Genomic DNA, 25,342 nt, shown 5'->3' with positions numbered 1-25,342 from the left:
GTCGATCGGTTGAGATCACGTGCCTGGGCACGCCTGGGCAAACTATCTCTGCCTGCAGTCTCGAGCCGACGGGTGACGAAACGACGGCAAGCGTCTTCGGCAGTCAGTCCACTGATACGATAGCCGGTACGTACAACGTCTCGCTATCGGGCGCTGGCCGTGTCCTCGGCGATGTTGACGTGAGTGGATCGGTCGACGCTACTGGCGGCTCCCGGATTGACGGCGACGTTACCGCTGGTGGCGTAGTTACACTCAGTGGCGGCGCGAACGTCGGTGGTTCGATTACGACCGGGAACTCACTGGAGATAGCTAACGGCGGTACTCTCGGTGGCTCGCCTGCCTCCCTCGAGGTCTGTGCCGACCTGCTACTCGGCGGTGGATCGAATCTTGAAACAACGAGTGTTATCGTCGGTGGAACGCTCTCAAACACTGCCCTTTCCGGACAGGGTCGCGGGCTTTCCACGACTGAATCGGGAATCACTGTGGGCGGAGACCTCGAGTTCGGTGGCGGTGCAGTCGTCGAAAGCGTAGCAGACGTCCGTGTCGGCGGGTCTGTCGTCTGGAACGCAGATGTGCTTCGAACGAGCGGCGATCTTCTCGTCACCGGTGACCTCGTAGTTGGACAGGGTGCTCGACTGGACATCAACGGCGATATCATCGTCGACGGTTCAGTTACGATCAACGGCAACCAGTTCGTGGCCACTGGCGACCTCACTGTCGGTGGGGATCTCACGGTTGGTCCAGGGTCGGCTGTCGATGTCGACGGAACTGTCACCGTAGACGGATCTTCAAGTAGCTACTGACGACAATGCTGCCAATTCCCATCCGATCTTGAAGATCCATTTACTCTCGTATGAACAGACCATCCGTTAACCGTAGGTATTGGCAGCTAGGAGTACTGTCTAGTTTAGCACCTCCGTTGGCTTCTATCCGTTGAGTGATTGGTGCGGTCGTTGGCCGCCGTCCAGCTCGAACCGTCAGAGATCATTCCGCGACCCTCGCGAACTGTCCGGCTCGCTCTATGGGCCCTGACGGATTCGTAACTACGCCGACGGCTCGCTTCGCTCGCCGTCGTCTAGTTCGAACCGTCAGAGATCATTCCGCGACCCTCGCGAACTGTCCGGCTCGCTCTATGGGCCCTGACGGGGAACGTCCAAAATCTTCCGGGGTCTCAGCCAGCTGTTAGTGCACGCAAGGAGCGCTCAAGCGGCCGTTTAGAACTCGCTGTCTTCGGCCTTCAGTGAGAGACCATGACAGACACCCTCGAACCACTCGCACCAGGAGAGGCCATGCAGATGTACCTCGACGAACGGAGTCACGAACTCGCGGAGGCGACGATCCAGTCTCACCGGTATCGTCTCAAGCAGTTCGTCCAGTGGTGTGAACAGGACGGTATCGACAATCTCAACGACTTTAGCGGGCGAGACATCCACCGGTTCCGCGTCAAACGACGAAACGAGGACGAACTCGCAACAGCCAGCATGAAGGGACAGCTGGCGACCCTGCGAATGTTCCTCCGCTTCTGTGCGACGATTGATGCGGTAGAACCAGGACTCGATGAGAAGATCATCCTCCCGACTACGACCGAAGCTGATGCTCGCACCGAATTACTGAATCCAGATCGTGCTCGACAAATCTTAGACTTTCTCAATCAATATCGATACGCGCGCTTAGAACACGCGCTGATGGAGGTCCTCTGGCACACGGGGCTCCGAATCGGCGCAGCGATCGGGCTCGATAGGGAGGACTACAGCTCCGAGGAGCAGTATCTCACTCTTGTACATCGGCCTGAGGAGGGGACCTCACTCAAAAATGGGCGGAAGAGTGAGCGGCTCGTTGCACTGAGTGAGACGGTCTGTGAGATTCTTGATGACTGGCTCTCGGTTAACCACCCCGGAGTCCGTGATCAGTACGAACGCGAGCCACTGTTTGCGACGAAAATCGATCGGTTGAGCCGAACCCGCGGCCGGACGATCGTCTACCAGTACACGCGTCCGTGCGTGTATGCCGATTGCTGCCCCCACGACAGAGAACTTGATGAGTGTGATGCGGTACCTACTGAGCGTTCACATGCGTGCCCTTCCTCGTTGAGCCCACACCCCGTCCGACGTGGTGCGATCACTTATTTTCTGAAATCTGACGTTCCCGAAAACGTCGTGAGCGATCGGATGGACGCCAGCGAGGCGGTTCTTGATAGGCACTATGACCAGCGATCAGAGCGAGAGAAGCTTCGGCAACGACGACAATATCTTCCAAGTAATTAAGTCTGTCAACCGAGCCGATTCAATGCCTGCTCTCAAATTTCACCAATTTGCAACCTTACCAATCGGGATGGCGACATTTGAAGTTGGTGTGTTTGGCCTTACTAGCAGCGTCTCGACACAGACGGAGTTGATGCTCCTAATCCTCACTGCCGTATCGCTGGCACCGTTTTATACAGGTCAAATTTCCGCACCCCAATGCCGGAAGTAATCAGAACCATTCATTACGTGCAGACTGAGGCGTTACCGTTGAACCGCGAGCAAACGAAGTGGGCGAGCGGGCCAAGGAGCCCCTCGAAGCCGCAGCTGAGGGGGACGAGGCCGTGCTTTTCATCGATGTTTTGCCGAGGGCCAGCAAAGCTGGCCCGCAGCGCAAAAGCTCGTTCCTCTTGTTGATCGCACGGAAGCAAGGGTGGCCGCGTTAGAGCTGGTAAGACAGTTTCTGGTGTTCAATTGGCCCCACTCTCGTCTTCTTGGTCGCCTATAACCGAGACGTCGTATTCGGTAGATTGGGCGGTTTTGAATGGGTTGACACTGACTTTTCTCGTGGTGGCTTCGTTACATCCGAGTGGGTCCTTCAGAACCACCACTTTGTACGAGTCGCGGTCCGCGGTACTCTCGTAGGCCCTGTACAGGAAGTATCGGTTTCGGTGCTCTTCCGCAGCTCGCAGAGCATTCCCCGAGAGAGTAATACTTCCTTTTTTGCTGCTTCTGGCTTTCACCTCTATGTATCTGTCAATTAGTGTCGGATCACTTTCGTCACAGAATTGGGCTCGCTTGGCTTCTGTCTTGAACGAGATAATGTCACAGCGATAGGAGTCGTACCCCTGTATGTGTCCCACGGGTATTGGGAACCGGCCCTGCTCCTCCTCAAACTTCGTGCAGAGTGTCTCCGCCCGAGGACCGTCAGCTTGCCTGTACGATTGTTCACGTGTGGGAGGACCTGTCGGAGTTGGAGTTTGTCGAACTGAAATGGTTCGCGATTCTATTAGTTCGACACTCCCTCGTTCGGTGCGGACACTACCGACATCAGTGGGCGTCAGGTCCTCGGCACTCTGCGGCTCTTTCTCATCACGGTTTTCCCTGTCCGGAGAAGGGTTATCTCCGCTCAGTTCGCCTGACAGCGTACTATTTTCTCGCCGGTTGATCTCGGGTGGAGTGATGTCTCCGAGGTCAGAGGGGCCAGAACTCATTCGACGTCTCGCATCGTCCAAGACAGTACTGTCTCTTCCGGTGAGGATTCCAAATACCCGCTCGCGGTCGCCCGCCGTTGCTAACATGTAGACCTCGTTCCTGATGTTGACGTCCAAAGCGGAGGAGAATACATCCCCGACTAAGGCAGCGAAGTCCTCGTTGGTGAGGAGGGGGCCCGCGAAGTTCAACTCCATCGGAAGCACATAGGCTACCGAGTTCCAGAGTACGAAGTCCCCCCGTTTGAGTTCGATGGGTATCGTGGTATCGTCTACGATTGCCTTAGCCTGAAACGCTTCACAGATTCGGATATCCAACTGCTTGATCGTAGCCCGATCTCGGGACTCGTTCTGCTGATCAAGACGAAGGCCATACACGTACTGCTTGAGCTGCTTGAACTCTTGTTTGTCGCGCCCGTTCAGGGGGTATTCAGTCGGTTCGATCTCTGTTAGTTCAACTGAATCCATTGAGAGAGTTTTTACCCCGAGAACGTCGGCAACTTTGGAACTCCCGAAGCTGGTGTTTACTACTAACTCCGGGTACGAATCACGGATAGCTTCTGGAAGCGACTCTGTTCTCGAGTATCGAACGTTTTTTATGCGATGGTACGACGTCTCGCCATCGTGTTCAGCGAGAACCTTCCCGTCCCGTGTGAAGGAGTCTACGTGCTCGTTAGGAGGAGAACCATCCTTGGACAGTATCAGGCTGTAGAGCTTTTTGACGCGACTGTCACTCGGATTAATTTCCGGAAGAGCCGACAGTAGAGAGTACAGCGAGTCCCACGATAGTTCGGCCAGGTCTATTACGACACCGACATCTTGCAGCACCGATCGGAAGGTGTGTCTGTCTACATCAAACTCGTCGAACAGTTCGTGTTCGAGATCCGCGGATGGAAAGCCGATTGCAGGGGAGTATCTCTTTGCTTCGGAATCGATTGAGCACTGTGTTGGAGCCATCACCTCACCTCCCTCCACAGGAACCCACTCGGTATTCTGGATGAGCCAGTACGGGTACGACGGGATTGACTGCGTCTTCAGGTACCGCCAGTTTCGTTTTCTGTGGGGCTTGAAAGCGAACGTCGCCGATGTATCGCCCTCTCTTCGCCAGGATTCAAGATCCGATCGGACCCATGAGAGTAAAGTTAGTATTGCATGGGGATCTGCTTGCTCCAGAATTCTGTCCAACCGATCGATAGTCTCGAAGTCCTTTAGCTTGTACCTTCCAGACCTCGAGTTGGCATCCTTGACAGAGTCGAAATACACGTCTCTGCCAAACCGTGCTGGATAGTCCAGTTGGTTCAAAACGTAGTTACGAAACTCGCGGTTCGGTTGAGTTTTGATTCGCTTCGGCTTGTCGTTCACACCCATCCAGCAGAGGAATGATTCAAGTTGGGAAGGTATCGCATCGATTCTCAGACTGTCCCCAGAGACGACGAACGAATCGTCGTCAAGCGGTGCGTATAGGGCTTCGAGGAGTGATCCGTTTGGATACTCTTCGCCAAGATACAGTTCAGTAGCTCGTTTCGAATTCCCGCCTCTGGTCGGCAGACGAATAGAGGCACCCTCAGGAATCCTGGGTTTATCGTCCGGGAGTCGATACAACTCCCAGAGTGCCCGGACCATCTTGTTCGACCACTCGATTTCGTCGTTCGGCGAGTCCTTTGCTCGACGGTTTGTCTCAGCGACGATCGCTTGGACCAGACTCCCTAAATTATACTCTGAGATCGAAAACGGGGCCAGTTCGTCTATCAGCTTACGGTTGGTCGTGACACTGAGCTCGTTTTTAAGCGCAACTGTGAGTTCTTGACTGAGAATCTTTTGAGGAACCCAGTCTGGTAGTGAGATCGTGTCATCCTCTGGGGGTAGAAATACTCTCGCCTCCTTGGGAATTACGTGTTCGTTCGTATCGATGAGCAGTTCGGGCGGGTCCTCTGGCTGGAGCAGGTCGTATCTCAGCAGTTCCCGTACGATGCTTGCCCTCTCTTCCACCGAAAGCTTCTCTGAGATCTCCTCCAGTCGGTCTCTGAACACTTCGTACTCTAATTCAGGGATCCCGAACAACTTCAACTGCTTTTCGATTACATCAGATGGTGGACTCAGGGCAACGTCGATGAACTGTTTGTAACTCAACAGTCCGTCGAAATCCCCTCGGATTCGAGTGGCTTGATTGGGTGCGATGTAACCGTTGCCGTGAACAGGAAGAATGGCCTTGTCAGCAGCCTCTGTTCGAAGGATGTCCTCGAACCCAGTTTCCTTGTCTTTCGACCCTAGCTTCTTGAATTGGGAATCGAGATCGCGAATTGACGACACCGCTGCGAACGCGCTCCAGGAATTCCCATTGCGCTCACTTAGTTCGATAGCGGTGTCAGCCATCACCTCTGCAAGTTTCTGCGCGACGTAATGATTAGTGTCACTAGTGACTAGATGGTTGCGACTGTCGTCTAGTTCGAACGTCGCGTGTGCTAGTAACGGATATGGGAAATTGACCTCTGTCGGAAAAAACACAAACAGATCGGCGTCGACGATGGCGTCGGGGACATCTGTGGATGGGAATGCTACTTTGATTTCGTACTCGTCTTGAGTCTGGCCTTCCGATTTGTACTCTTCAGGAATGGTTCCCTCATCTTCGAGGACAGTCCATCTCTCGGGTTTCCCATTACCGATTTGAATCGAGACGGAATCTTCACCACGGTCTATAGACCACTTTTCGACCTCTCCGTGTCGGTCGATTCTCAGAGTGGAGAGGTTTCGCAGGAAGAGTGTCGTTTCCGGAACGAGGTTATCCAACTGAGCGGACACCTCGTCATTTTCCCCTCGAGGAATTCCGACGACAGTTTCGTAGCCTTCTCCCTGAATTTCGGTCGCCTCTTGGTAAACCTGTTTGAGGGCTTCTGGTTCGATGTCACCTTCGTTGAGCCACTTTGGAACACTCAACTTGGCGATGGGAGGGTACGTTCCCGCGGCTTCGAATTCACTGACGCGCCGTTCGATGTCCCGACTCTCAGTTTGAAGCTCCTCCAAAAACTCAACTGCAAACTCGTCGGAGAACCCTAGGGACAACTCGCCACTCAGAATGAGAACGTCGGAGCCCCAGTTGAGGATAGATCGGAATCCCAGGCCTTTGTAGCCGATACTGTCGTTTCGGAACTCCTTGGGGCTGTTGTCACTAATGAGGAGAGATTCGACTCCCCCTTTGGTGAACGGATCGCCAGTGTTCGCGACATAGATGCCTGCATCAGTGACCCGGATCAACCCCCTGACCGGCTCCGAGGCATCTATACCTGCGTCGTCGGCGTTCTGTAGCAACTCTAAAAGGACACGGTCCGAGTAGCCTTTCAGCTGAGACACTTCTCGTTTGTAGTCGGAGACGAGCCGGGGTGGTCGTCGTTTGTACTCCTGTTTCAGATCGGTTCGCTGGTCGCGTATCCATTCCTTCCACTCTTGAGGACTAGGAACGTCTCCACTCATCTACTGTCACTCCCATTCATCGTTCGATATGCTTGGAAAGTAGAGTAGTCTTAAAGTCGTTTTCGAGGGAGTCAAAGAGTAACATGCTATCTAGCATTTATACAAATAATGTCTGTATTCAGTCAACTGCGACTGGCAGGCGTCTGAACACGCATTCTCTTGGATATACCTTTTCAAGGTATACAGAGTACGCAATATACGCCCTGTATCAGGTACGCTTTGTTCAACCTTTCCAGTAGTTGGTAGAAAGCGCGTGTTAACTATAGAGGTGGATGAAGCACGATTATTCCACGCTGAATCTGGCGAATCATCCGCACACCACACACGGCTTCTGAACGACTGGTGCACTGCATTTCTCGTGAAATAAACGATGATGTCGTGCTGTACTAATGCTCTGTAACGGCCACGCTATTCCTGACAAGGTTTGAGTAATTCGGACTCTTCGTATTGAACTCACAGCGCATATCTGTCAAACAGGCTCACGCTGAAACCGCCAGCAATGGGGGTGAAGAAGCTGACAAATAATCCGTGTCCTCTATTCGGAACCCAGTGGTCATTAACGACAGTATTGCTTTCTCTTAATTGGCTATCTCTACTACCCAGGCATCACGCTTAGATCCCTCTCCGTTACTCACGTAATGTACAAATCATTACGCGAAAAACGCATTAGGTATGGGCGACACATTCATCAGGGAAGATGAAGGCACACCATCACAACCCCGATCTGTACCCGTTCTTTGGGGATTAGCCGTCGGATTTTTTCTTATCGCTTTGGTGGGTGCTATCCTAATCGGATATCTCCTCACCACCCCAACTTCATCAACTGCAGCATCCCTTATCGAACTGTTTCAAACCGCCGAGGAAGTGCCTCCAGACCAAACCGCGGTGGGGGGTGTGATAGATCTCCTCGTCAACGGGGTTGGTGTTGCAGGAAGTCTCGCGGTCTCACTCGCCTTGGCAGCAATCTATCTAAGTCAAAATCGCATTCTTGATCAGCAGACTACTATCCAAGATCAACAGGCATGGATTATGAAACGGCAGCATGTTCCCTTTCTGGCTTCCCATCCAGACGGAGTTCAACTTCATGCTGGACGACCCAGTCTCGAAGCCAACTCAACCGCAAAGACATTAGAGATAACCGAAGGCGAATCCGGAACCTGGGTCAGTGTTGGTGTTGAAAACCACGGTGATGAAGCAGCAGAGCAAATCCAGCTCGCCTGTCTAATTGACTTTCCAGATCTTGAGGAGGATCCACCCCTATATCCGCATGTTTGTGAGTTAGAGGCGGATGGTATGATTACGAAACCTCCTCAAAGCGAGGGGGCATTACTACCACCGAGTCAAGGAATTACTCTTCTTAGAGGTCACCCCCGATTTTCACTCGGCCCTGACCAAGACGCTGACTTTGCGATGTTCTGTGGAGATCTTCAAAAACAGCTGCTCAGGGAGAAGAACCGCGTCAGATTTGGATTCGTTCTGATCTACGCAAATGCTATGGGACAACTGTTCAGAGTCCCACTTGACGACGCTTACACGGCATCACCGGACAGTTTCGCCGACTTGGAGGAGTTAGAGGTAAAGCACCTCACTGAGCGAACTGGCTCGTATGAAATTGAACAGTTGATGGATGACCTCAACTGGGAAATCCCAGCTCACGCGTTCAAATCGTGGAACGATGCTTAAATCACAGAAATAGAGTATGCCACATTTAATCAATTGATTTATCAGTTATACCCTCAGGATCAAGATCACGGACAGGGGTCTGGGGACCGTTTTCGACGGTGCCTGCGGTCATTTGATTCATATCGACACCAAGATTGAACGTGTACCGAAGGAACAAAATTGCTTGATGTGCAGCCATTCGGACCTGTTCGATAACATCGTTCAATTCACGTGGGCCAAACTGGTCGTCATAGGGAAATATCTTATACATAACCGTAAATCCATGTGGTGCACCAGTTTCGCTAGGTGAATCAATGACGTGTTTGACTTTTGCGTTAGTGAAGATCTCCGATAAACGGTATACAATCTCTTTCCGGACTTCTGTGTCGGCTTCAATGAGAATTTCGAAGGCTGCGAGGATCAGTATCCGCCTTTCATCATCCTCTTCTAAAACTTCGGGAGGAACACTCGCATGAATCGGATGATCTTCTGGAATTCCTTTGTCAAACTCCTCTGAAACAAGTTTTTCTGCTCGTTCGACAGACAGTGCCTCCGCAATTTCTTGCCACAACGGATAACTCGTTTGAACTTGGAAGAATGCTTCACCTTCTTCGGCACTAATTACAAAATCGGGCCCTGAATCTGCCTTGACTAGGATTATCCTCCGCTCCGGAGGCAGCTCTTGCGTGTTTGTCTGCTCTTGCTCGGTTGCCGTTTCTGAATGGGGTGGAGGAAGCTCTATAATATCGGTCTCAGTGTAACCAGTCTTCTGAACCGTCTGTTCAATGTCAGCAACCATATCATCAAATATTTCGTCGCTCATTACTAGGCTGCACAGCTGTTTGTTGCTGCCATCTCCTGTGTTGCGGAGTGCAATTGATGCTTGAGATCTTTATCATCTGGAAGATTCTCAGAATCGATCGCTCTGATAGCCCGCAAATCTGTTGGCTCTGAGTCCGTCTCAGAGTCGCCAGTTACCCCCTCAAGTCTCTCAGCCTGACGTTGAACGGAATACCTCTCAATCCAGTTTTCATCTGGACGGCTCTCATCAGGGCGATCCCCGGAAAGCGTTGGGATCAGTTCTTCGAATTGGTCTTTGATCTCGCCAATCGTCTCACTGTTGTTGTCTGGGAACTGCTTACTCTCCTTGTCAGCCGGCGCTGACGGAGTGTCTTCTACCTCTCGTTGGAGCCCATCAATAGCCCCGAGGAAGCCTTCTGCCGCTGGATGTTCTCTATTCAGTGAGTATCGGGGGTCAGTTGCCCACTGCGGCATCTCAGCTGTTATGAGCCCAATCCGACATAGCACGTTGATATTATCCGAGACTGTTGATTTGTCCACCTCTGCTGCTCGTGCAACGTCAGCTGCTCGCATCCCTACGTCCGGATTGGCTAGCATCGCTGCTAACAACTTTACATTCGTCGGATAGCGGAATAGCTCCACAAACGGCGATCCAGTGTGGAACAACTCACTCTTGGGATCAAACTCATCACTTGCAGCCTGAATCTCCTCAACATGTTCATGCAGGTGGTGATGAGCTTCCAACAATCCCTCGGCTGCAGGGTGATCCATATTCAGACGGTAGAGGTAAGGCGAGCCCTCCTCGGATCGCTCAATGATCCCGTAGTCGCGCAGCTCTCTGACCCCGCGTGAGACCGTACTCTGGCTGAGTCCAGAGAAGTCCTCCAGGTCACTTGCGGTCACGGGGATTGTTTCGTTACTCAGGAAGACATCCATGAGTTGCACAAGCCCCTTCTTTCCCAGCAGACGCTCAAGATCCGTGATTGCAGCATCAGTACTGACACGATCTGCTGGCATCATAGTTGGTCTATTGATGCGGGAGATCATAAGCCTGTTGGAATTGTGCATATGCTGTTGATCTTGTGGATAGCTATTTAGTCCAAATACTATAAAAGGTCAAACAACGAGAGTTAAACTAGGTGTCGTTCACAGGTCGTCCTCTCGAAGAGGATAATCCAAAAGACGTGAGAAAGCTCGCTCAGAAACTTCTCAAAAAGCTCCAAACCGTTTCCGGCCAAGAAGCTACGATAGACGACTTATATGGGCGGTTTTGCGGATCTCAAGAACCAAAGGCCCTCGTCAGAAAAACGTGTATGGCACTCGTAGCTCATGAAAGCTCTCCTGTTTCTCGCAGAGATGGCGAGACTCTCTACTTGAAGCATCCAAACACGGTGGTTGAGTACTGCGATCTTATTGAGGCTGAACAAACCGACTTACTTGCTAAACTCAAAGAGAGTGACAACAGCTCGTAGGACTACTTAATCGGCGTTAATCTCGAAAATGGTTGAATGTTTTACTGAGCTGCCTGTAATAGAATCCGCTAACGTGTCAGATTGAGTCAGTTGCGCCAATGGCGTCAGTCACGGACATCTTGCGACACAAGGGAGGTCAAATCTGGCGTATATCCTAATTCGGCCGTTAGAAGTTAATTCCTACCGGGAATCGATATCGAGTTCTCCCTTCCTGCTGAACCCCTCATTGATATTTCCCACACCTTGCTTAACAAGGAATGAGCATTCATGTTCTGCCACATTACATTATTCGGCTCTGGTGAATCGCCAGGCTGCGCCGACTTGATCCGTTACAACTAGGGAGTTGAAGCGGGAAACGGTGGATGGTTCATGTCCAAAATTTCCCGCTTCACTGGGAAGGTCGTGACGTTGGCTAAAAGTGCCGTTGGTGGCCGAGGCGAATCCGCCGCCCCGCAGGGTAGCGGCGGATTCGCTGACTATGCCGTTGTTTCGCTGCATTGTCTCCGGATTTACCTGGAGAAATCCTACCGCGAAGTGCTCGATCTCTTGAGCGAGATGCCGCAAATACTGGCGGAGATCGGCCTTGAGAAGACCGATCTCCCAGACCACTCGACGCTACTGCAAGCGTTTGACAGGATCAAGATGGCGGTCTGGCGGTGACAAGCTCAGGGAAGAGTTCATAAGACCGCTGATCAAGCATCGAGAGTTCCGTCCCATCGATCACGCGTATAACGCGCGAATCGATGGGACTCTCTACGGGCAGAGAGCGTTGTCTGAGACCGTCTTCTCGGTGGTCAAGCACACGCTCGGCAACGCCGTGCGTGCGCGTAGCTGGTATCGTGAGTTCCGTGAAATCGTCCTGCTGTGTGTCGTCTACAACATCAAGCGTGCCGTCAACTAACGAAATCAAGCGCCGTATGGCGATTCACCACGGCCCATTATTCTACTCTACTGACTGATCACAGCGCGTTTAATCGGCTCTGTTTAATCGCTAGACTGCGTCAAGTTGAGTCGTTAGAATCACGGTGTTGAAGCGGAAGACGGGAAGTTGTGCCAACCCAAATCTTCCGCTTCACCGAACGCTGTGTCTGGACTGCTAAAAGAGTTGCTGACGACACGGACGAACCCGCCGCCCCGGAAGGCGGCGGCGGGTTCGCCGATTATGCGATGATTCCGCTTCACTGCTTGCGAATTTACCTCGGGACGTCCTATCGGATGACCATCGACATCCTCACGGAGATGCCACGAATAATCCGGAAGATCGGCCTTGAACCGGCCGATCTCCCTCATCCATCCACACTATGTCTAGCGTTCGATAGACTTGAGATGAGTGTGTGCCGAGTGCTGCTGCGCTATTCAGCGCAGCTGCACGAGACTGGTGAGATCGGCACGATCGACGCGACGTACTTCGACCGCTCTCGTGCAAGTCGCCACTACTGCCGACGAACAAACTACCACGTTCAGACGATGAAAGTGACGAAACTCGTCGATACAGAGACGCAAGCGATTCTCGATCTTCACTGTACTACGACGTGGGAAGGAAGTGATGCAGAAATCTGTGAGCAACTCGCCCGCAAGCACGCGGGCGAGTTGCGCGTCCTCACAGCGGACAAGGGCTACGACTGTAACTGGCTTCGAGAAGACCTCCGAGAACTCGACATTCGGCCGTTGATCAAGCACTGCGTCCATGCACCGTACGATCACGCGCATAACGCGCGGATTGATGACGAACTCTACGGTCAACGAGCCATGTCGGAAACCGTCTTCTCGTCTGTCAAGCGCTCGCTGGGCGTCGCCCTGCGAGCGCGGACATGGTACCGAGAATTTCGTGAGATTGCGCTGATGTGTGCGGTTTACAACATCAAGAAGGCCGCAAAACAGGAAATTCCGCTCCCGTCATGCGATTAAACACGGCCGTTTAATCTGATTGGCGCTCAGTTCAAGATACACGCCTAATCTTTCATGAAGTTGCGAGCATCTTCTATATGGTAGAAGTCTCCAATCAGCTCTCAATTCCACGACTGCTTGACTGCTTCCCGCCGATCGTTGAGACGATCCTGCTCCGTGCGTGGGTCGTAGTGCTTCTTGATCACCTTCACAGAGACATCAAATCGCTCACTTGCTCGCTCTCTCCGAAGGCCACCGCTGAGATGGTTGACAATCGATCCTCGACGGATCGCATGTGGGTAATAAGACTCCGGACATACGTTCGAATCAGGATTACAGCTACCATCGCACGAGCAATCATCCGCATCTCTTGGACTCCAGCGGCAGCTCGTAGCTTCGTACACCCATCGGCGAAGTGTCGACCGAGATGCCCGTCCGTATTCTGTCGCAAATAGCGGCTCTCGGCCGTACTCGTCAGTAACGTCAGGCCGTTCTGTCTCGATATACAATTGTATTGCGCTTATGACCTCGTCTTTTAACACGATGTTCCGCTCACCATCACCAGCCGTGTTCGAGTTTTCGTTTCCATTCTTTAGCCTCGTTCCTGTTGCCGGTCTGTGACGGAAGCGGAGTTCTTCCATTTCGGGATCAAAATCAGGGACATCGAGAGAGTGTACGCCACCAATACGTGGTCCACCGTTCCAGAGAAGCTCTGTGAGAGCATGCATACCTGAACCTCGTCGGCGTCGCCGGAGTCGATGAAGGAGACCTGTGGCTTCAGATTTCGGAATGGCCTCGTCACGTGCTCTCGGAGTCAGACCCAGTTCCTCCTTATTGAGGATCCTGTAAATTGATTCGTCGCATAGTTCCCGTTGGCTGAGCCACCGAAGCCATGTGCGTGCGTTCTTCGTATACGTAAGGATCGTTGCGTCGGAGTCATATTCTGACTGTAAGTGGTCGACGTACGCATCAACCAACGGTGAAGAAATCTCTACTGGGTTCGTAATGTCGTTGTCTTCTGCGAATTCAACGAATCGAGGAATAGTTCGCTTGTACTGGGCCCGCGTTGACGGGCTCCGATTCTGCCTGCGCGAAAGAAATCGTTTGTAGAGATCAGAGAGGGTGGCTCTAGCAAATCTATTCCGAGAAGAATTCCCTTGGGACGTGTCGTTCACGTCCATTTGCTTCAGCACTTTTTCGATGGTCTCAGGATCATCGATCTCCGACAGCAGACAGACAATATTCTCGTTCATTGTCTTTCCAGGAACTGCAAAATGGAACACTGCCAGATTTCACTGGGGACGATACAACTAGTTTGGTGTCGTGTGAGGGGTGACGCTACAACAGGATATTCCTCTGCGCTCTCACTGGCTTGTTTCACTTCCCGTCGAAGCGTCGATTCACTCGCCCTCCCATGGGAAGTCGTCAATAGTGGGTTATCAGAGATTTCTGTAGGCTCTTTCCGTTCATAGGCTATGAACTCTTCAAGAGCTTCAGAAGTTTCTGGAGAAATATTTGCAACTCTCTGTGTTACGAGACCAGCCTTGCTTACAAGGTGCGTTTCTGGGATCGAGATTACGACCGTATCGTTATCCAAATTGATGTCTTCAAGCTCAAGATCGCGTACATACCCTGGTTGGCTACATGTGTCAAGTATGAGTTCTACATATACGTGAACTCGAGTACCAAATTGGTACTGACGGAGGTATGCTACTAATGTTAAAACCCGTTCAGAATACCCTTGGATATCGCTTCCAAGTGTATCCTTAAAGAGATATTCAGTAATCACCCTACCATCCAATATTTCTGACTCTTCTAACTCTGATAGCAGGCGTTTCTTGAGAATAGTAGGATCTTGGTGATGAATATATGCTTGAAGACTAATCAAATCATTAACCCACCCACAGATTGTGCTGACCTCAGCGGTAGTGTTCTCTAATACCTGATTGATAAAAGTACAAATTTGATGACTTTCTAAGCAGTCCTCTGAAGAATGAAGAGTACTAACCTCTTCTCTAAATCTCGTGATTGTAGTTTGCTGGGACCAAAAGGTAGAATCGGGAACACTACCAGATAATTCATCTAGATAGGACTCAATTGCATCGTCAAGAGAATCGAAAGAGTTCTTGTCCCTCTCAACCACAGAATTGAATCTCTCTTTTTGTTGAACAGCAGATCCGTGAGTCCGAGGTGGCATCTCTATGAGAGCAAAGGGTGATAACCCATGCGTAGCTGCCTCAGAAAGGGGGTTTCAGAAGGAGCATATAAGTGGTTAGAATAGGAATCAGACAAATACATCACAGATAAGCCAGACAATACTGTTGAATCGCGAAACGAGATTGCAATTCATTGGCACTGGTGAATCGCCAGACTGCGGCGACTTGAATCGTCAGAACTAGGAAGATGAAGCGGGAAACCGCCGATGTCCATGTCGAAGATTTCCCGCTTCACGAAGAAAGCAGTGCGATTAGCTAAAAATGCTGTTGGTGGTCGAGGCGAATCTGCCGCCCCGCAGGGTGGCGGCGGATTCGCCGACTACGCCGTTGTTTCGCTACATTGTCTGCGGGTTTACTTGGAGAAGTCCTACCGCGAAGCGCTCGATCTCTTGAGCGAGATGCCACAAATACTGGCGGAGATCGGCCTTGAGAAGGCCGATCTCCCTGACCACTCGACGTTAGTAAAAGCGTTTGATAGGATCAAGATGGCGGTCTGGCGAGTGCTGCTGCGCCTGTCGGCGCAGTTGCACGAGCCATCTGGTCATGCAGCGATGGACGCGACGTTTTTCGACCGCGAAAACGCCAGCAAACACTACTGCCGCCGGACGAATTACCGGGTTCAGAGGCTCAAAACAACCGCTCTCGTCGATGCAGCATCACGGGCTGTCCTCGACGTTCATTGCACAACCGAGAAACGTCACGACACGAAGATCGGCTGGCAACTCGCCCGCCGACAAAGGCTACGACTGGCAACGATTACGTGATAAACTCCAGGAAGAGGACGTACGACCGCTGATCAAGCATCGAGAGTTCCGTCCCATTGATCACGCACACAACGCGCGGATCGATGGGACTCTCTACGGCCAGAGAGCGTTGTCTGAGACCGTCTTCTCGGTGATCAAGCGCACGCTCGGCCACGTCGTGCGTGCGCGAAGCTGGTGTCGTGAGTTCCGTGAGATCGTTCTGATATGTGTCGTCTACAACATCAAGCGTGCTGTGAGCTAGGCAAATCAATCGCCGTATGGTGATTCACCACGGCCGATTCATTCGATAGTAGATTTCTTCATACCCCGTTCTAAGATCACATATGGATCTGATGGGTCTCGATCGGGCGGATCTCCCTGAAGATCAATTTGAGATATAGACTGTTGGATCCACTCCGAATCCATACTTCTCTCAAAAACAAAGAAACAAAGCAGGTCACCCCAACTAGTCAGCCTCCAACTGTTATTTCTCCAACAGATCAGTTCATCGTGTTCATACGTGGTTTGGAGGCTTTCTGCTGGATTTTTCCCATCTTCGGATAACCTGTTCAGTGAATTGGTAACTTGTTTTTTGTATCCCCATTCATTTCCTAGACTGCTGGCTATATCAGCAGAGCTAAGAGATATTTCTCTGTTTTCCCAAACAATATTAAGGATATCTTTCACATCTACTCCAGGAACTGATGCCTGATCAATTGTATTCCACTCATCAACCAGATTGGATCTTACTTTTGCAGATTTTACAAGCAGCGGATTGACCCCCTGTTCAACTACTTTTTCAGCTGCTTCTTGGATATTTATCTCGTTTTTATAAGTCTGGTTTCTGACTAGATTGCTATAACTTCGGAGAAGGTGTGGTGTAGGTTCCACACCATATCTCTCTAGATTTTCAATTATTTCATCTTCTGCGTATACTTTTGATGCGATTTCGAAATCCGATACTGAATTTGGATCCGTGTCTGGTTCAGGATGAGAGCAAGAGCTTTCAACTGTATTTTCAAGTCTTAGTTCTAATTCATCTAATATTTCGTAGATCTTTTTCACTTCTACTTCCTTATCACCCGTTGCTGTAGCAGATTGTGATAAGATTATACCCCAAAGGAATTCAATACCACGCTGACCGTCTTTTTCACTACATATCAATTCGTTAATCCCCAATCCCAAATCATACCCAAGTCTCGTCGCCGGATGAGCCGCTGTTGAGACCGTTTTCTGTGCCGAAAGTTCAGCAGCGTACCCTTTTATATTGAGAATTTCGTCCCACTGACGGCTGGTATCGCCTAAGTATCAACCGAACGAAAGAATAGCTAGATCATTTATTAGACGTTGAATCCGAATCGGAATATCTGATACTCTATTACTGATCCGATTTTCTAAGTCTCCCTCTTCGTATGATCCAGATTTACCAGTCAGAATGTATTCAGTTGACGCCTTGGATAGGTATTTTGAATCGCTGCTGGGCCTATTCTTTGCAAGCCCGATTAATTCTGGGCCCAGATGTGCTGCTCGTTTCTCTTCTAACCTTTTTGCTATCTTATCGTTCATAATCACTAACTCAAACAACCCCTTATAAACGTAGGGGGAAAAGGGGTGTCCAGCGCGGCATTCGGCTGGGTTTCACCAGTAGAGTTGGTGCGGATGCCCTCAGGAAACACAACTTCGGCAGATCTGTATAGAGTCTATATAAGAAAGATGGACAGCACAGGTATAGGTGAGCTGTCCATCCTAAAGTCATCAAGTGCATATGCGCGAAAATATGCACAGTCCATCCCTACTAATAGTGATGCAGATGTATTTTTACCGTTCATCAGGGACACAGATAATTCCAGATGTTTGGTTCGTTGATCTGTGAGATTCCTCTCGCTAGATGTTGTTTCAGCCTCGGGAGATCTGGGATCAACCGATGTTTGAACCACTCGTTTAGCTGATCCCAGCAACCTTCGACAGGGTTCAGCTCGGGGAGTTTCGACGGAAAGTACCACACTTCGAGGCCGTCTCCACGCACGCAGGCGACCGAACTGTCTCCGACAGTTTCGGTCGCCCGCTCACCACTAACGTGTTCCCACAGATCCCGTGCATAGAAGTACCCTGCCCGGTCAAGAAATACCACTAACTCCTCCCCAAACTTCTCTTTCAACGCTTCTAACAGCCGAATCCCGTGAAATCTGTTCAGGTTTTCTTCCGTCCAGAAGTAGAAGCTGTCACCGTCGTCGGTGACAGCGCCGAGCACTGTCACCTTCTTCCAAGAGTTCGAGGTCTCTATTGTTGGATTCGAGCCAATCGGATACCACCCACGTCGTTGAACCGTCCCGACTCGCTTGGTGAACTGATCAACGACAACGACAGTCTTCTCGCTCAGTTCGGGCCGTTTTTTTCGACTGTCTCTTTAAATTCGGCTTCTTCTTCGGGATCGGCTTCGTGATTGCGAGGCCGCGCTGTCCGCCAGGACAGCCCGGCCTCGTGCAAGAGATATCGCGCGTGGCTTTCGGTGTACTCAACGTCGAACTCTTCTTTGACGTAGTGAAGCAGAAGCTTTGGCGACCACGCTTGGTGCTCGTAGCCAAGTTCGGTCGGTGGCTGCTGGAGAGCTTCTTCCAACTGCTCGCGTTCGTCAGCGGTGAGTTTCGATGGTCCACCCGGTCGAGGGTCGTCGTAGGGTGCCTGCTCGATCGGTTCTTCCTCGAACCGATCGAGCCAGTTACGGATGGTTTTCTCGACAACCCCGTGACGTTCAGCCAGCGTCGCGATCTTGTCGCCCTGCTTGCGGCCGATCGCCGCAAGCACTCGCTCCCGTGGAATCTCTCCCTCTGTCTGCTCTCGAAGCTCGTGAAGCTCTTCTATAGAGATATCGTCCAGACGACCCATCACATCTCGTTGCATTCAGACCGGTAAATCACTTTGGACATCACTATAAGACGGGGATAATCATCCTTACAGCAGGAGCGACTATTCTGCTTCAATTCCTGCTCATGGAGAGTGCCATTTTCTTTCCTCTATTGCTAGGTCTCTTGCGACGTGATAAGGTGGATGGCGACCGGTGGGCGCTCCTTTCGCGCGTAAGCACTGGTCCCCAAATGGCCGGACAGAGCACCGAGAGGCAACTCAACAACCTTGAGAATGAAGTCAAAAGAGTTGACGGAGATGTTCGGAAAGAAGTGGAAGTCGCCGAGTCAGCAGCTACCGTAAAAAGGGAATCGTTAGAAGAAATTGCAGCTCTTGCAGAGAAAGGCGAGATTGATATTGTTGGCGTCTCGAAACTTGATCGTCTTACTCGGGCGGATCCATGGGAGAGTTTCGAATATCTGAAACGGTTGAAGGAAGCCGACGTCATCCTCTACGCAGGCACACACGGCTACTTCGACTGGGATGATCTTTACGACTTCCAGATGTTAGTTCGCCAGGTCGTTTTCTCACGGGAATGGTATCAGCGAATCCGTGACAATGCGCGTGACGGCCAGATTGGAAAACTTGAGCAAGGAAAGTGGCCTTTCGGACAGCCGCCTTTCGGTTACTACAAAGATGATAATGATTACGTTTTGTTAACCGAGCAGGGTGAAGAGATCATTCCTGAAATCTTCGAGTTGTATCGGCAAAAGCAAAACCGGGCGGAAGTAAAACGGATAATTAATGACCGATATGAACGTACAGTAAGTGACTCTCAACTGAAAACACTCCTTCAAAGCCGTCTGTGTCTGGGCCAACTAACACTCGAAGGCGAGGTTATCAAGGAGAACCCACAGCTTGCAGTCATTGGTCTAGATGTCTTCAATGCAGTCCAAGAAATCCTTGATAGACGGAGTTCAGTTTCAACAGGTACTCGAGCGGTTCCTAAACCTGTAGAGCGAGCTGCAAAGCAATATGGCGAAGAGTACGTCCTGACTCTGATCGACAGCATAGACACACAGTGCAGAAAATGCGGCGGTGATCTACAGCATAATGGAGATATTGAGCGCTGGGAAACGAAGTTGAAAAACTACGTCTGCCAAGACTGTGACCACCAAGGCCCCCTTCTCACGCAGGAAGAGTTCAATGAACTACACGACACGCTCCCATTGCGGTGTCCCTCTTGTCCCGAGACTGAACACTTTGAGATTGACCAGAACGAGGGCGGAGACTGGGATTACTCGTACACGTGCTTGAGGTGCGGTAACGTGTTTGGAACCGATTTGCTTCCCGACAAATATCGGCGTGGATTTGAACGGCCAGATCTCAAGTTCACGTGGACAGGAGATACACCCACCGATCAAGCCCGTGAAGATCAAATTAGCGATGAGGATGGATCAGGTCTGAATCAGGTAGCTCTCACAGACTTCTAATTTCCGGAGATCGTTGACTTTTCTCCAGACTGTTTCTTTAGCTACGCCAGCCGCTTTTCCGGCTTCAGCTAGTGTTATCTCGTGCCCATGAGCGCTGGCAGTGAGGTAAAGTGCTCCAACAGCGATAGCAGCTGGATTCCCGCTTATATCAGTCTCACAGTCTAGAAATTCTTCAACTTTCCGAACGAGGCCAACCTGAATTCCTAACTCTTCTCCTAAATACTGAGTGTAGGCCTCTGGTCCGGTAACGGGTACCTCAATTTCTAACGTCTTGATCAGTTCCCGATATGAATTATTGATCAGTCCCTCCTTCTCACCGACGACCTTTGCTATAATACTGACGGGTACAGGCCGTTCACTTTCTCGGGATGCCAAATAAACGGATGCACCTACGAGGGCATCCTTACTGCGGCCTTGTAGGAGACGGTTTTCCCATCCAGAGATCACCAGTTCGGCCGCACGAATTCGATTATCTCTGCAAAACCTCAGCTGGTGAGCGGCTCTGTCAAGCAATAAGAGTAGCTCTACTATATTTTCGTCAGACGAATCCCTGACGTTGACGTCGCTTACCCACGTCACGTTTAGCGATGAGGTTTCTGTTTGTACAGGGGTATTCGATCCATCTTCTTTATTATCCACCTCTGACTGCTCGGTTTCCGTTTCTGGATCGACTAATCCACAACTCTGGCAAACCGAGCTACCAACCTTCGGATCCATCTCTTTTATTTGCCCACCACATTGTGGGCAGGTTGTTTCGGCCACTATCCATCACCTCTCTTGACCATTGTCTTGAAGTGACTCAGTATCTCCTCGCTTTTCGATTTCTTTCGCTGTGGATCCATCTCGTCACTCGCATTTTGAAACCGATACCGAGTCTCGACGACTGCTTCGAACAAGTCTTCGCTTACAATTTGATATTCTTCTACATATTCATTAAAATCTGCCAGCTCGTAATTCCCGACGTACAACTCGTTACTAAGTACCGTTCTTACCGATTGTCGACACCATTTCTCACCTTTCTTCGTCGTGAGATCCTTCTCATTCAGTAGATAGGCCACCTGGGGCATGGAGCGCTCCTCAAGGTAGACTCGGAAAATCCTCCGAACGAGACCCGCTTCCTCGTCGTTAATCTCCAATCGTCCATCGCTGGTTTTCTCGTAACCGAGCGGTGGATGGTCGTTCGGCCACTTGTGATCTTTGGCCAGTCCATACATGCCGATTTGGACTCGTTGGCTCGTGAGATCGCTTTCCAGTTCTGCAGCCGATGCAAGATTCCGGAAGTTGAACCGGCCAACTGGAGATGTCGTGTCGATATATTCCGTTACACTCTGTAGCGCAACATCCCAGGAGCGCAACTTGTCTTCTATTCGAACCAGATCCGCAAGCGACCGACAAAACCGATCTAATTTCCAGAAGACGACGACATCGATCCGACCTGCTTCGGCTTGCTCCAGCATCTTCTGAAACTGTGGCCTATCGACGTCTCGACCCGATTCTGCTTTATCGAAGAACACATACTCAACCGACCAACCAGCTGCCTCGCACTGTTCCCAGCAACGGTTGATCTGTTCATCTATGGAGTATTTTGAATTTTGAGACGGAGAAGAAGTTCTCGCATAGATCCCAGCTTCGAGTTCTGACTCATCTTCAGAGCCGCTTTGAGCAATCGAACCCTCCCGTTTCGGAATGTGGGGCCCGTCCATTTCATTCACCCTCTTTCCCCTGTGAGAGGATGGAGTCTCCACGCAGTGTAGCTGGCACACCGCAATCGCAACAGGAGGGACAGAGAGGTGGCTCCGAAAGATCTCCGGTCCATTCAACTGAATCGTGTGGATAGGTCGCATCGCAACGTTCACATCGCCAATCGTGGACCTCGAATCTGCTCGCTAATTCTGGATACCGATTTGATAGGGTCGGTGTAAGTTTTGCATTCCCATGACTCTCCAGGTGACGTATAGCCTCTTCTCGGGGGTATTCATGGAGCGGGAGCAATCCTACAGGGCCTATGCTCTCGTAGCTTGCACTCCCTCGACCGCACCGGTCTCTAAAAGAACAAAAGTTACACTCCCAGCCGTACTCGGGATTTGCTGGTGGCAACTCCTCGTCAAGCCGATACGACGTATGTGTCTCCGCCCAAGCTAGGACCGTGTTGCGCCAGAACCACGGATCGAATTCGATGTGGAACGATTTGACATCAAGGGTTTTTCGACTTCCGTACAGGACGACTGCGTCCGTCACTTTCCGGTCGTGTTTCTCGCTCAGCCCCTTCATGTAGGCATGCGCCTGTGCCCGGTGATGTCTGTTCGGCGATTGAACGTTGTCTACGGCTTGCTTGGTCTTGATCTCTGTCAGAAGCAATGGATTGCCGTCTGAGTCTACGATTACGGGGTCCGTTTCACCTTTGATCTGGATCTCACCAGCGTCTGTCTGGACCGTGAAATCGACCCAGAGTGAGTTTGTAACGTATTCGTGATCATCGATCACAGCTTCTTTGAGAAAGGCCTGCACAAGCTCTTCTTCAAATCGGGACCCGAACCAGAAGATTCCCACTGGGTCCGATTTTTCTGCTGGTGCGTTGTGCTGTCGGTACGCGATTTTCCGGTGACACTGCAGTAGTTGGCTTGGACTGTGTTTTCTGGGGGAGGGGACCGACGAGGGACCGTTAAAATACGGGTTTCCGTCTTCGATGTTCTTTCTGAACTCCCTTTTCCGATACCAGTCTCGAAATCGCTCTCCAGAAATCTCGTCGACCAGGTTGGCCTCGGGCATCTGGGACTCCTCTTCGCTACTACCTACTTCGCTCATCGTGGTCCTCCTCGCTGATGGTTTGATCGTTAGCCATGCAGGTGAGAACCACACGAAGAGGTCACTTGATCAACAGGCGATTGTGTTCACGAGTCGGATTCATCGGGATTTACGTACTCGAGATTCTGTAATGTCCGGAGAGCGGCTTGATTAAGATTACTCAGAAGAAGGGCGATCGCTAGGTTCGGCCCTGCGGCTACGGTCTGGCGCTCGGAGTCATAGATGATGACGTCAGCATCCGATAGGGTCGATAGATGCGTCTGAGAAAGTGCATTGTACACGTTTCGATACGGTTCACCGGTCGCGCGTTCCAACGGGACATCTTGCTCTCGAGCAGCGATCTCTCGAGCGAGAGTTCGAACCGAGAGGTCCTCATCGCTATCAGCAACCAATTCGATCACGTAACGGCGTCGTGGCGCTCTGAGGGAGTGATATACCCTCGAGAGGTAGTCGCCACCGCAGTTGTTACGGCCCATAGTGGATTCGTTGGTCGTGCGCGAGCGAGTGGCTCGTCAGTGCTCGGAAGGAGATTCTCCAGGTGAGTTCCTGCATAGACGTTTGCAAACCCTTGGGTCAAATTAGTTCTTTTGAAAGAACTATTAAAGATTAATTCTCTCAAGAGAATAAATGGCTAACTACGGTCTGACCAGGGATTTTCATAATGGGCGATGGACCTGGTCGGAAACCGACGGTCACTAATGACGACATCCTCGACGTCTTTCGTTCGAGTTCTGATCCCGTTTTGACTACGTCAGAAGTTGCGTCTAATTTTGATATCACGCATCGTGGTGTTCGAGATCGACTGGAGAAACTCGAGCAAGAGGGAGTACTTGAATGTAAGAAAGTTGGTGCTCGAGGAATGGTGTGGTGGTATCCCGGTCACACATCGAATTCTGATCCGCTGTGAAATTCGCAATCCAGATTGTGTATAAAATAGTTCCCGACACCTATCCAGAATCAACTTTAACGGATAATCCAAAACAGCACCACATTTATTTACCAATATATTCTATCAATTTAGATTAAAGTCCGTAGCGCTGTACTGAATACTGGGCGCGATGTCCTACGAGATCTGGATTGTTCTACGACGGTGGAGACCACCTAACTGAGGTAAGCTACTGAGCATCTTCAACTGGTACTAAATCATGGTGACGAAATGATATTGGGAGTTCCTCGTCTGTTTCCACATCCCAGAGAGTGTACAAGCATGCATCTGTGGTTCGACCGGTTTCCGAATCCAAATCATCGGTAAGAACTTCAACTACCTCGCAGACTACACCGTGAAACCGAGAATCTGGATCATCAGAGCCGACGTAAATTATCACTCGGTCGCCGGCTGAGTATGAATCACGAGATGGTTGCGGGATGTTTTCCATTAATTCGTTTTGAGTTTACAAGCTGCATTAGTCCACCGCTACGTTTACATTTCTATTGCCGGTAATTCATCATAAATCGATTGAAAATCGTGTCCATTTACTGCGTTCATGCTCTGGATGTCGCACGCTGTTTTCACCAATTGATACATAAATGAGGCACCATAGTTTAATTGGCTTTGGTGAATCGCCATACTGCGTCGGGGTGAAGGGGCTTGAAGTCGTCCTGAGATCGGTTAATCGGTTCGTCGTCGCTAGAATTCTCAAAAGTACAGTCGCGATTGTACCATCGTGACGCCTTAAGCGGTAGGATGGTACACGGTAAGCCGCCGCCGTCTAGTGATTCACCAGAGCCGTTTAATTCGATAATCTGTGCTACGACCAGCCAGCCTCTCGGCGCATCACGTCGTCACGCAGGTCCTCTATTGTCTCCACAATGTCGTCTTCCTCCATCATCTCCACACGTCGAACCGTCAGTTCTTCCCGGAGTAGTGTCGTCGTTCGGCTCACAATGTTACTGTTTGACGGTGGATTGTTGTACGTACCCTCCTCCTTAATCTCGTTCAGCGTGTCGTGGCAGAGGAGATCACCGCAGGCGTGCGTAACGGGGATGTACCGTGCAAAGTCGTGGTCCAGAATATCATTGGCGAGTTCCTGGAAACCGAGGACTCGTTTTGTTCTACTGTAGTCCCGATCCTTGATATCTCCCGATTCAGCTTTCTCATAGGTGAGCTCTGCACCCCACCAGATTCGGTGCAATGCGTTGGAGTAGGCGTCCGTTCCGGCTTTTAAGAACTTCTCTTCCATATTACCTGGACTCTCCGGATCATAGACGTGATCCCACCGGTAATGAACGAACTCCGGGAATCGAACGACACAGAGGTAATGCCACAACCCGGCATCTGCCGCCTCATTGCGCGTCAGGTCGAGAGCACGGTGTAGTGTCGGCGCTAACTCAGCGTCAATTAGTGAGGACTGGGCACCTATCTCGCTATCAGCACGGATCTCCTCAATCCGCTCGTCTATCGGACTTAGGTCTATGGAACGACCTAGCGGTTGTAAGTACGGACGAAGATCCTCTTCCGTGAGCTCACGATCTCCCGCAAGGAATCGATTGTCAATCATCG

At 50.9% G+C, this 25,342-nt stretch carries 20 protein-coding genes and 2 pseudogenes; 8 read left to right on the top strand and 14 right to left on the bottom strand.

Features of this window, described 5'->3' with window-relative positions:
* Window positions 1–179 precede the first annotated feature (179 nt).
* Together AArc1_RS18590 and AArc1_RS17575 are read left to right on the top strand one after the other, a co-directional pair.
* Window positions 180–803 (top strand): bactofilin family protein, encoded by a 624-nt coding sequence (locus tag AArc1_RS18590; protein WP_133412377.1) that lies wholly within the window; start codon window positions 180–182, stop codon window positions 801–803.
* Window positions 804–1,250: 447 nt separating this feature from the next.
* Entirely contained in the window at window positions 1,251–2,264 is a 1,014-nt protein-coding gene (locus AArc1_RS17575) for a tyrosine-type recombinase/integrase (protein ID WP_117365569.1), read from the top strand.
* A 446-nt stretch (window positions 2,265–2,710) separates the two neighbouring features.
* On the opposite strand, the gene AArc1_RS17565 is transcribed toward AArc1_RS17575, so the two are convergent.
* Window positions 2,711–6,919: a sacsin N-terminal ATP-binding-like domain-containing protein gene (locus AArc1_RS17565; protein WP_117365567.1), complete on the bottom strand. Its 4,209-nt coding sequence runs from the start codon at window positions 6,917–6,919 to the stop codon at window positions 2,711–2,713.
* 672 nt (window positions 6,920–7,591) lie between these two features.
* Between AArc1_RS17565 and AArc1_RS18585 the strand changes: the two genes are divergently transcribed.
* Entirely contained in the window at window positions 7,592–8,602 is a 1,011-nt protein-coding gene (locus tag AArc1_RS18585) for a hypothetical protein (protein WP_133412376.1), read from the top strand.
* 25 nt (window positions 8,603–8,627) lie between these two features.
* Here the strand turns inward: AArc1_RS18585 and AArc1_RS17555 are convergent, their stop codons facing one another.
* Together AArc1_RS17555 and AArc1_RS17550 are read right to left on the bottom strand one after the other, a co-directional pair.
* Window positions 8,628–9,404: a hypothetical protein gene (locus tag AArc1_RS17555; protein WP_133412375.1), complete on the bottom strand. Its 777-nt coding sequence runs from the start codon at window positions 9,402–9,404 to the stop codon at window positions 8,628–8,630.
* Window positions 9,405–9,406: 2 nt separating this feature from the next.
* The gene (locus AArc1_RS17550; RefSeq protein WP_117365564.1) at window positions 9,407–10,402 is read right to left on the bottom strand and encodes a hypothetical protein; all 996 of its coding nucleotides are present in this window, start codon (window positions 10,400–10,402) and stop codon (window positions 9,407–9,409) included.
* A gap of 119 nt (window positions 10,403–10,521) precedes the next feature.
* Here AArc1_RS17550 and AArc1_RS18580 point away from each other — a divergent pair, with 119 nt between their 5' ends.
* From AArc1_RS18580 to AArc1_RS17540, 3 genes and pseudogenes are all read left to right on the top strand, one after another.
* Window positions 10,522–10,854: a hypothetical protein gene (locus AArc1_RS18580; RefSeq protein ID WP_133412374.1), complete on the top strand. Its 333-nt coding sequence runs from the start codon at window positions 10,522–10,524 to the stop codon at window positions 10,852–10,854.
* 369 nt (window positions 10,855–11,223) lie between these two features.
* Window positions 11,224–11,755 (top strand): annotated as a pseudogene (locus AArc1_RS17545) (transposase).
* Between the two features lie 149 nt (window positions 11,756–11,904).
* Window positions 11,905–12,762, top strand: a complete 858-nt coding sequence (locus AArc1_RS17540; protein WP_117362423.1) for an IS5 family transposase — start codon at window positions 11,905–11,907, stop codon at window positions 12,760–12,762.
* Between the two features lie 101 nt (window positions 12,763–12,863).
* Here the strand turns inward: AArc1_RS17540 and AArc1_RS19715 are convergent, their stop codons facing one another.
* The gene (locus AArc1_RS19715) at window positions 12,864–13,922 is read right to left on the bottom strand and encodes a tyrosine-type recombinase/integrase (protein WP_394341275.1); all 1,059 of its coding nucleotides are present in this window, start codon (window positions 13,920–13,922) and stop codon (window positions 12,864–12,866) included.
* 68 nt (window positions 13,923–13,990) lie between these two features.
* Complete coding sequence (locus tag AArc1_RS18575; RefSeq protein WP_133412373.1) at window positions 13,991–14,884, bottom strand: site-specific integrase; 894 nt, start codon at window positions 14,882–14,884, stop codon at window positions 13,991–13,993.
* Between the two features lie 285 nt (window positions 14,885–15,169).
* Here AArc1_RS18575 and AArc1_RS17530 point away from each other — a divergent pair.
* A pseudogene (locus AArc1_RS17530) lies at window positions 15,170–15,962 on the top strand (IS5 family transposase).
* A 38-nt stretch (window positions 15,963–16,000) separates the two neighbouring features.
* Here the strand turns inward: AArc1_RS17530 and AArc1_RS18570 are convergent.
* From AArc1_RS18570 to AArc1_RS17520, 4 genes are all read right to left on the bottom strand, one after another.
* Window positions 16,001–16,765 carry a hypothetical protein gene (locus AArc1_RS18570; RefSeq protein WP_133412372.1) on the bottom strand — a complete coding sequence of 255 codons (765 nt, stop codon included), beginning with the start codon at window positions 16,763–16,765 and terminating at the stop codon, window positions 16,001–16,003.
* 243 nt (window positions 16,766–17,008) lie between these two features.
* Window positions 17,009–17,266 (bottom strand): hypothetical protein, encoded by a 258-nt coding sequence (locus AArc1_RS18565; protein WP_133412371.1) that lies wholly within the window; start codon window positions 17,264–17,266, stop codon window positions 17,009–17,011.
* 262 nt (window positions 17,267–17,528) lie between these two features.
* Window positions 17,529–18,080, bottom strand: a complete 552-nt coding sequence (locus tag AArc1_RS17525; RefSeq protein WP_117362370.1) for a transposase — start codon at window positions 18,078–18,080, stop codon at window positions 17,529–17,531.
* Window positions 18,077–18,586, bottom strand: a complete 510-nt coding sequence (locus tag AArc1_RS17520; protein ID WP_117362371.1) for an IS630 family transposase — start codon at window positions 18,584–18,586, stop codon at window positions 18,077–18,079. The genes AArc1_RS17525 and AArc1_RS17520 overlap by 4 nt, the downstream gene beginning before the upstream one ends.
* A gap of 104 nt (window positions 18,587–18,690) precedes the next feature.
* Between AArc1_RS17520 and AArc1_RS17515 the strand changes: the two genes are divergently transcribed.
* On the top strand, window positions 18,691–20,037 hold the full coding sequence (locus tag AArc1_RS17515; RefSeq protein ID WP_117365563.1) for a recombinase family protein: 1,347 nt from the start codon (window positions 18,691–18,693) through the stop codon (window positions 20,035–20,037).
* Here AArc1_RS17515 and AArc1_RS17510 read toward each other — a convergent pair.
* The 5 genes from AArc1_RS17510 to AArc1_RS17480 form a co-directional block, all read right to left on the bottom strand.
* Complete coding sequence (locus tag AArc1_RS17510) at window positions 20,002–20,799, bottom strand: transcription initiation factor IIB family protein (protein WP_133412370.1); 798 nt, start codon at window positions 20,797–20,799, stop codon at window positions 20,002–20,004. The two genes, AArc1_RS17515 and AArc1_RS17510, sit on opposite strands and share 36 nt — an antisense overlap.
* The gene (locus tag AArc1_RS17505; protein ID WP_117365561.1) at window positions 20,799–21,740 is read right to left on the bottom strand and encodes a recombinase family protein; all 942 of its coding nucleotides are present in this window, start codon (window positions 21,738–21,740) and stop codon (window positions 20,799–20,801) included. The genes AArc1_RS17510 and AArc1_RS17505 overlap by 1 nt, the downstream gene beginning before the upstream one ends.
* A 1-nt stretch (window position 21,741) precedes the next feature.
* Window positions 21,742–22,842, bottom strand: coding sequence for a CRISPR-associated protein Cas4 (locus AArc1_RS17500; protein WP_117365560.1), 1,101 nt, complete (start codon window positions 22,840–22,842; stop codon window positions 21,742–21,744).
* An 86-nt stretch (window positions 22,843–22,928) separates the two neighbouring features.
* Window positions 22,929–23,318 carry a DUF7344 domain-containing protein gene (locus tag AArc1_RS19790; protein WP_449289240.1) on the bottom strand — a complete coding sequence of 130 codons (390 nt, stop codon included), beginning with the start codon at window positions 23,316–23,318 and terminating at the stop codon, window positions 22,929–22,931.
* A 1,272-nt stretch (window positions 23,319–24,590) separates the two neighbouring features.
* Window positions 24,591–25,340 (bottom strand): DUF6339 family protein, encoded by a 750-nt coding sequence (locus AArc1_RS17480; RefSeq protein ID WP_133412369.1) that lies wholly within the window; start codon window positions 25,338–25,340, stop codon window positions 24,591–24,593.
* Window positions 25,341–25,342 lie beyond the last annotated feature (2 nt).

The organism is Natrarchaeobaculum sulfurireducens (assembly GCF_003430825.1).
GTDB classification, from domain to species: Archaea; Halobacteriota; Halobacteria; order Halobacteriales; family Natrialbaceae; genus Natrarchaeobaculum; species Natrarchaeobaculum sulfurireducens.
Note: the sequence above shows the minus strand (reverse complement) of the source record. Positions and strands in the feature narration are given on the sequence as shown.

What these genes read in the sequence shown, in the direction of transcription:
- AArc1_RS19790 (WP_449289240.1), bottom strand. Translation starts at nt 23,318, where the DNA reads ATGGGCCGTAACAACTGCGGTGGCGACTACCTCTCGAGGGTATATCAC.
- AArc1_RS17555 (WP_133412375.1), bottom strand. Translation starts at nt 9,404, where the DNA reads ATGAGCGACGAAATATTTGATGATATGGTTGCTGACATTGAACAGACG.
- AArc1_RS17505 (WP_117365561.1), bottom strand. Translation starts at nt 21,740, where the DNA reads ATGGACGGGCCCCACATTCCGAAACGGGAGGGTTCGATTGCTCAAAGC.
- AArc1_RS18565 (WP_133412371.1), bottom strand. Translation starts at nt 17,266, where the DNA reads ATGAACGATAAGATAGCAAAAAGGTTAGAAGAGAAACGAGCAGCACAT.
- AArc1_RS18585 (WP_133412376.1), top strand. Translation starts at nt 7,592, where the DNA reads ATGGGCGACACATTCATCAGGGAAGATGAAGGCACACCATCACAACCC.
- AArc1_RS17480 (WP_133412369.1), bottom strand. Translation starts at nt 25,340, where the DNA reads ATGATTGACAATCGATTCCTTGCGGGAGATCGTGAGCTCACGGAAGAG.
- AArc1_RS17515 (WP_117365563.1), top strand. Translation starts at nt 18,691, where the DNA reads ATGGAGAGTGCCATTTTCTTTCCTCTATTGCTAGGTCTCTTGCGACGT.
- AArc1_RS17575 (WP_117365569.1), top strand. Translation starts at nt 1,251, where the DNA reads ATGACAGACACCCTCGAACCACTCGCACCAGGAGAGGCCATGCAGATG.
- AArc1_RS17565 (WP_117365567.1), bottom strand. Translation starts at nt 6,919, where the DNA reads ATGAGTGGAGACGTTCCTAGTCCTCAAGAGTGGAAGGAATGGATACGC.
- AArc1_RS17550 (WP_117365564.1), bottom strand. Translation starts at nt 10,402, where the DNA reads ATGATGCCAGCAGATCGTGTCAGTACTGATGCTGCAATCACGGATCTT.
- AArc1_RS17520 (WP_117362371.1), bottom strand. Translation starts at nt 18,586, where the DNA reads ATGGGTCGTCTGGACGATATCTCTATAGAAGAGCTTCACGAGCTTCGA.
- AArc1_RS19715 (WP_394341275.1), bottom strand. Translation starts at nt 13,922, where the DNA reads ATGGACGTGAACGACACGTCCCAAGGGAATTCTTCTCGGAATAGATTT.
- AArc1_RS17500 (WP_117365560.1), bottom strand. Translation starts at nt 22,842, where the DNA reads ATGAGCGAAGTAGGTAGTAGCGAAGAGGAGTCCCAGATGCCCGAGGCC.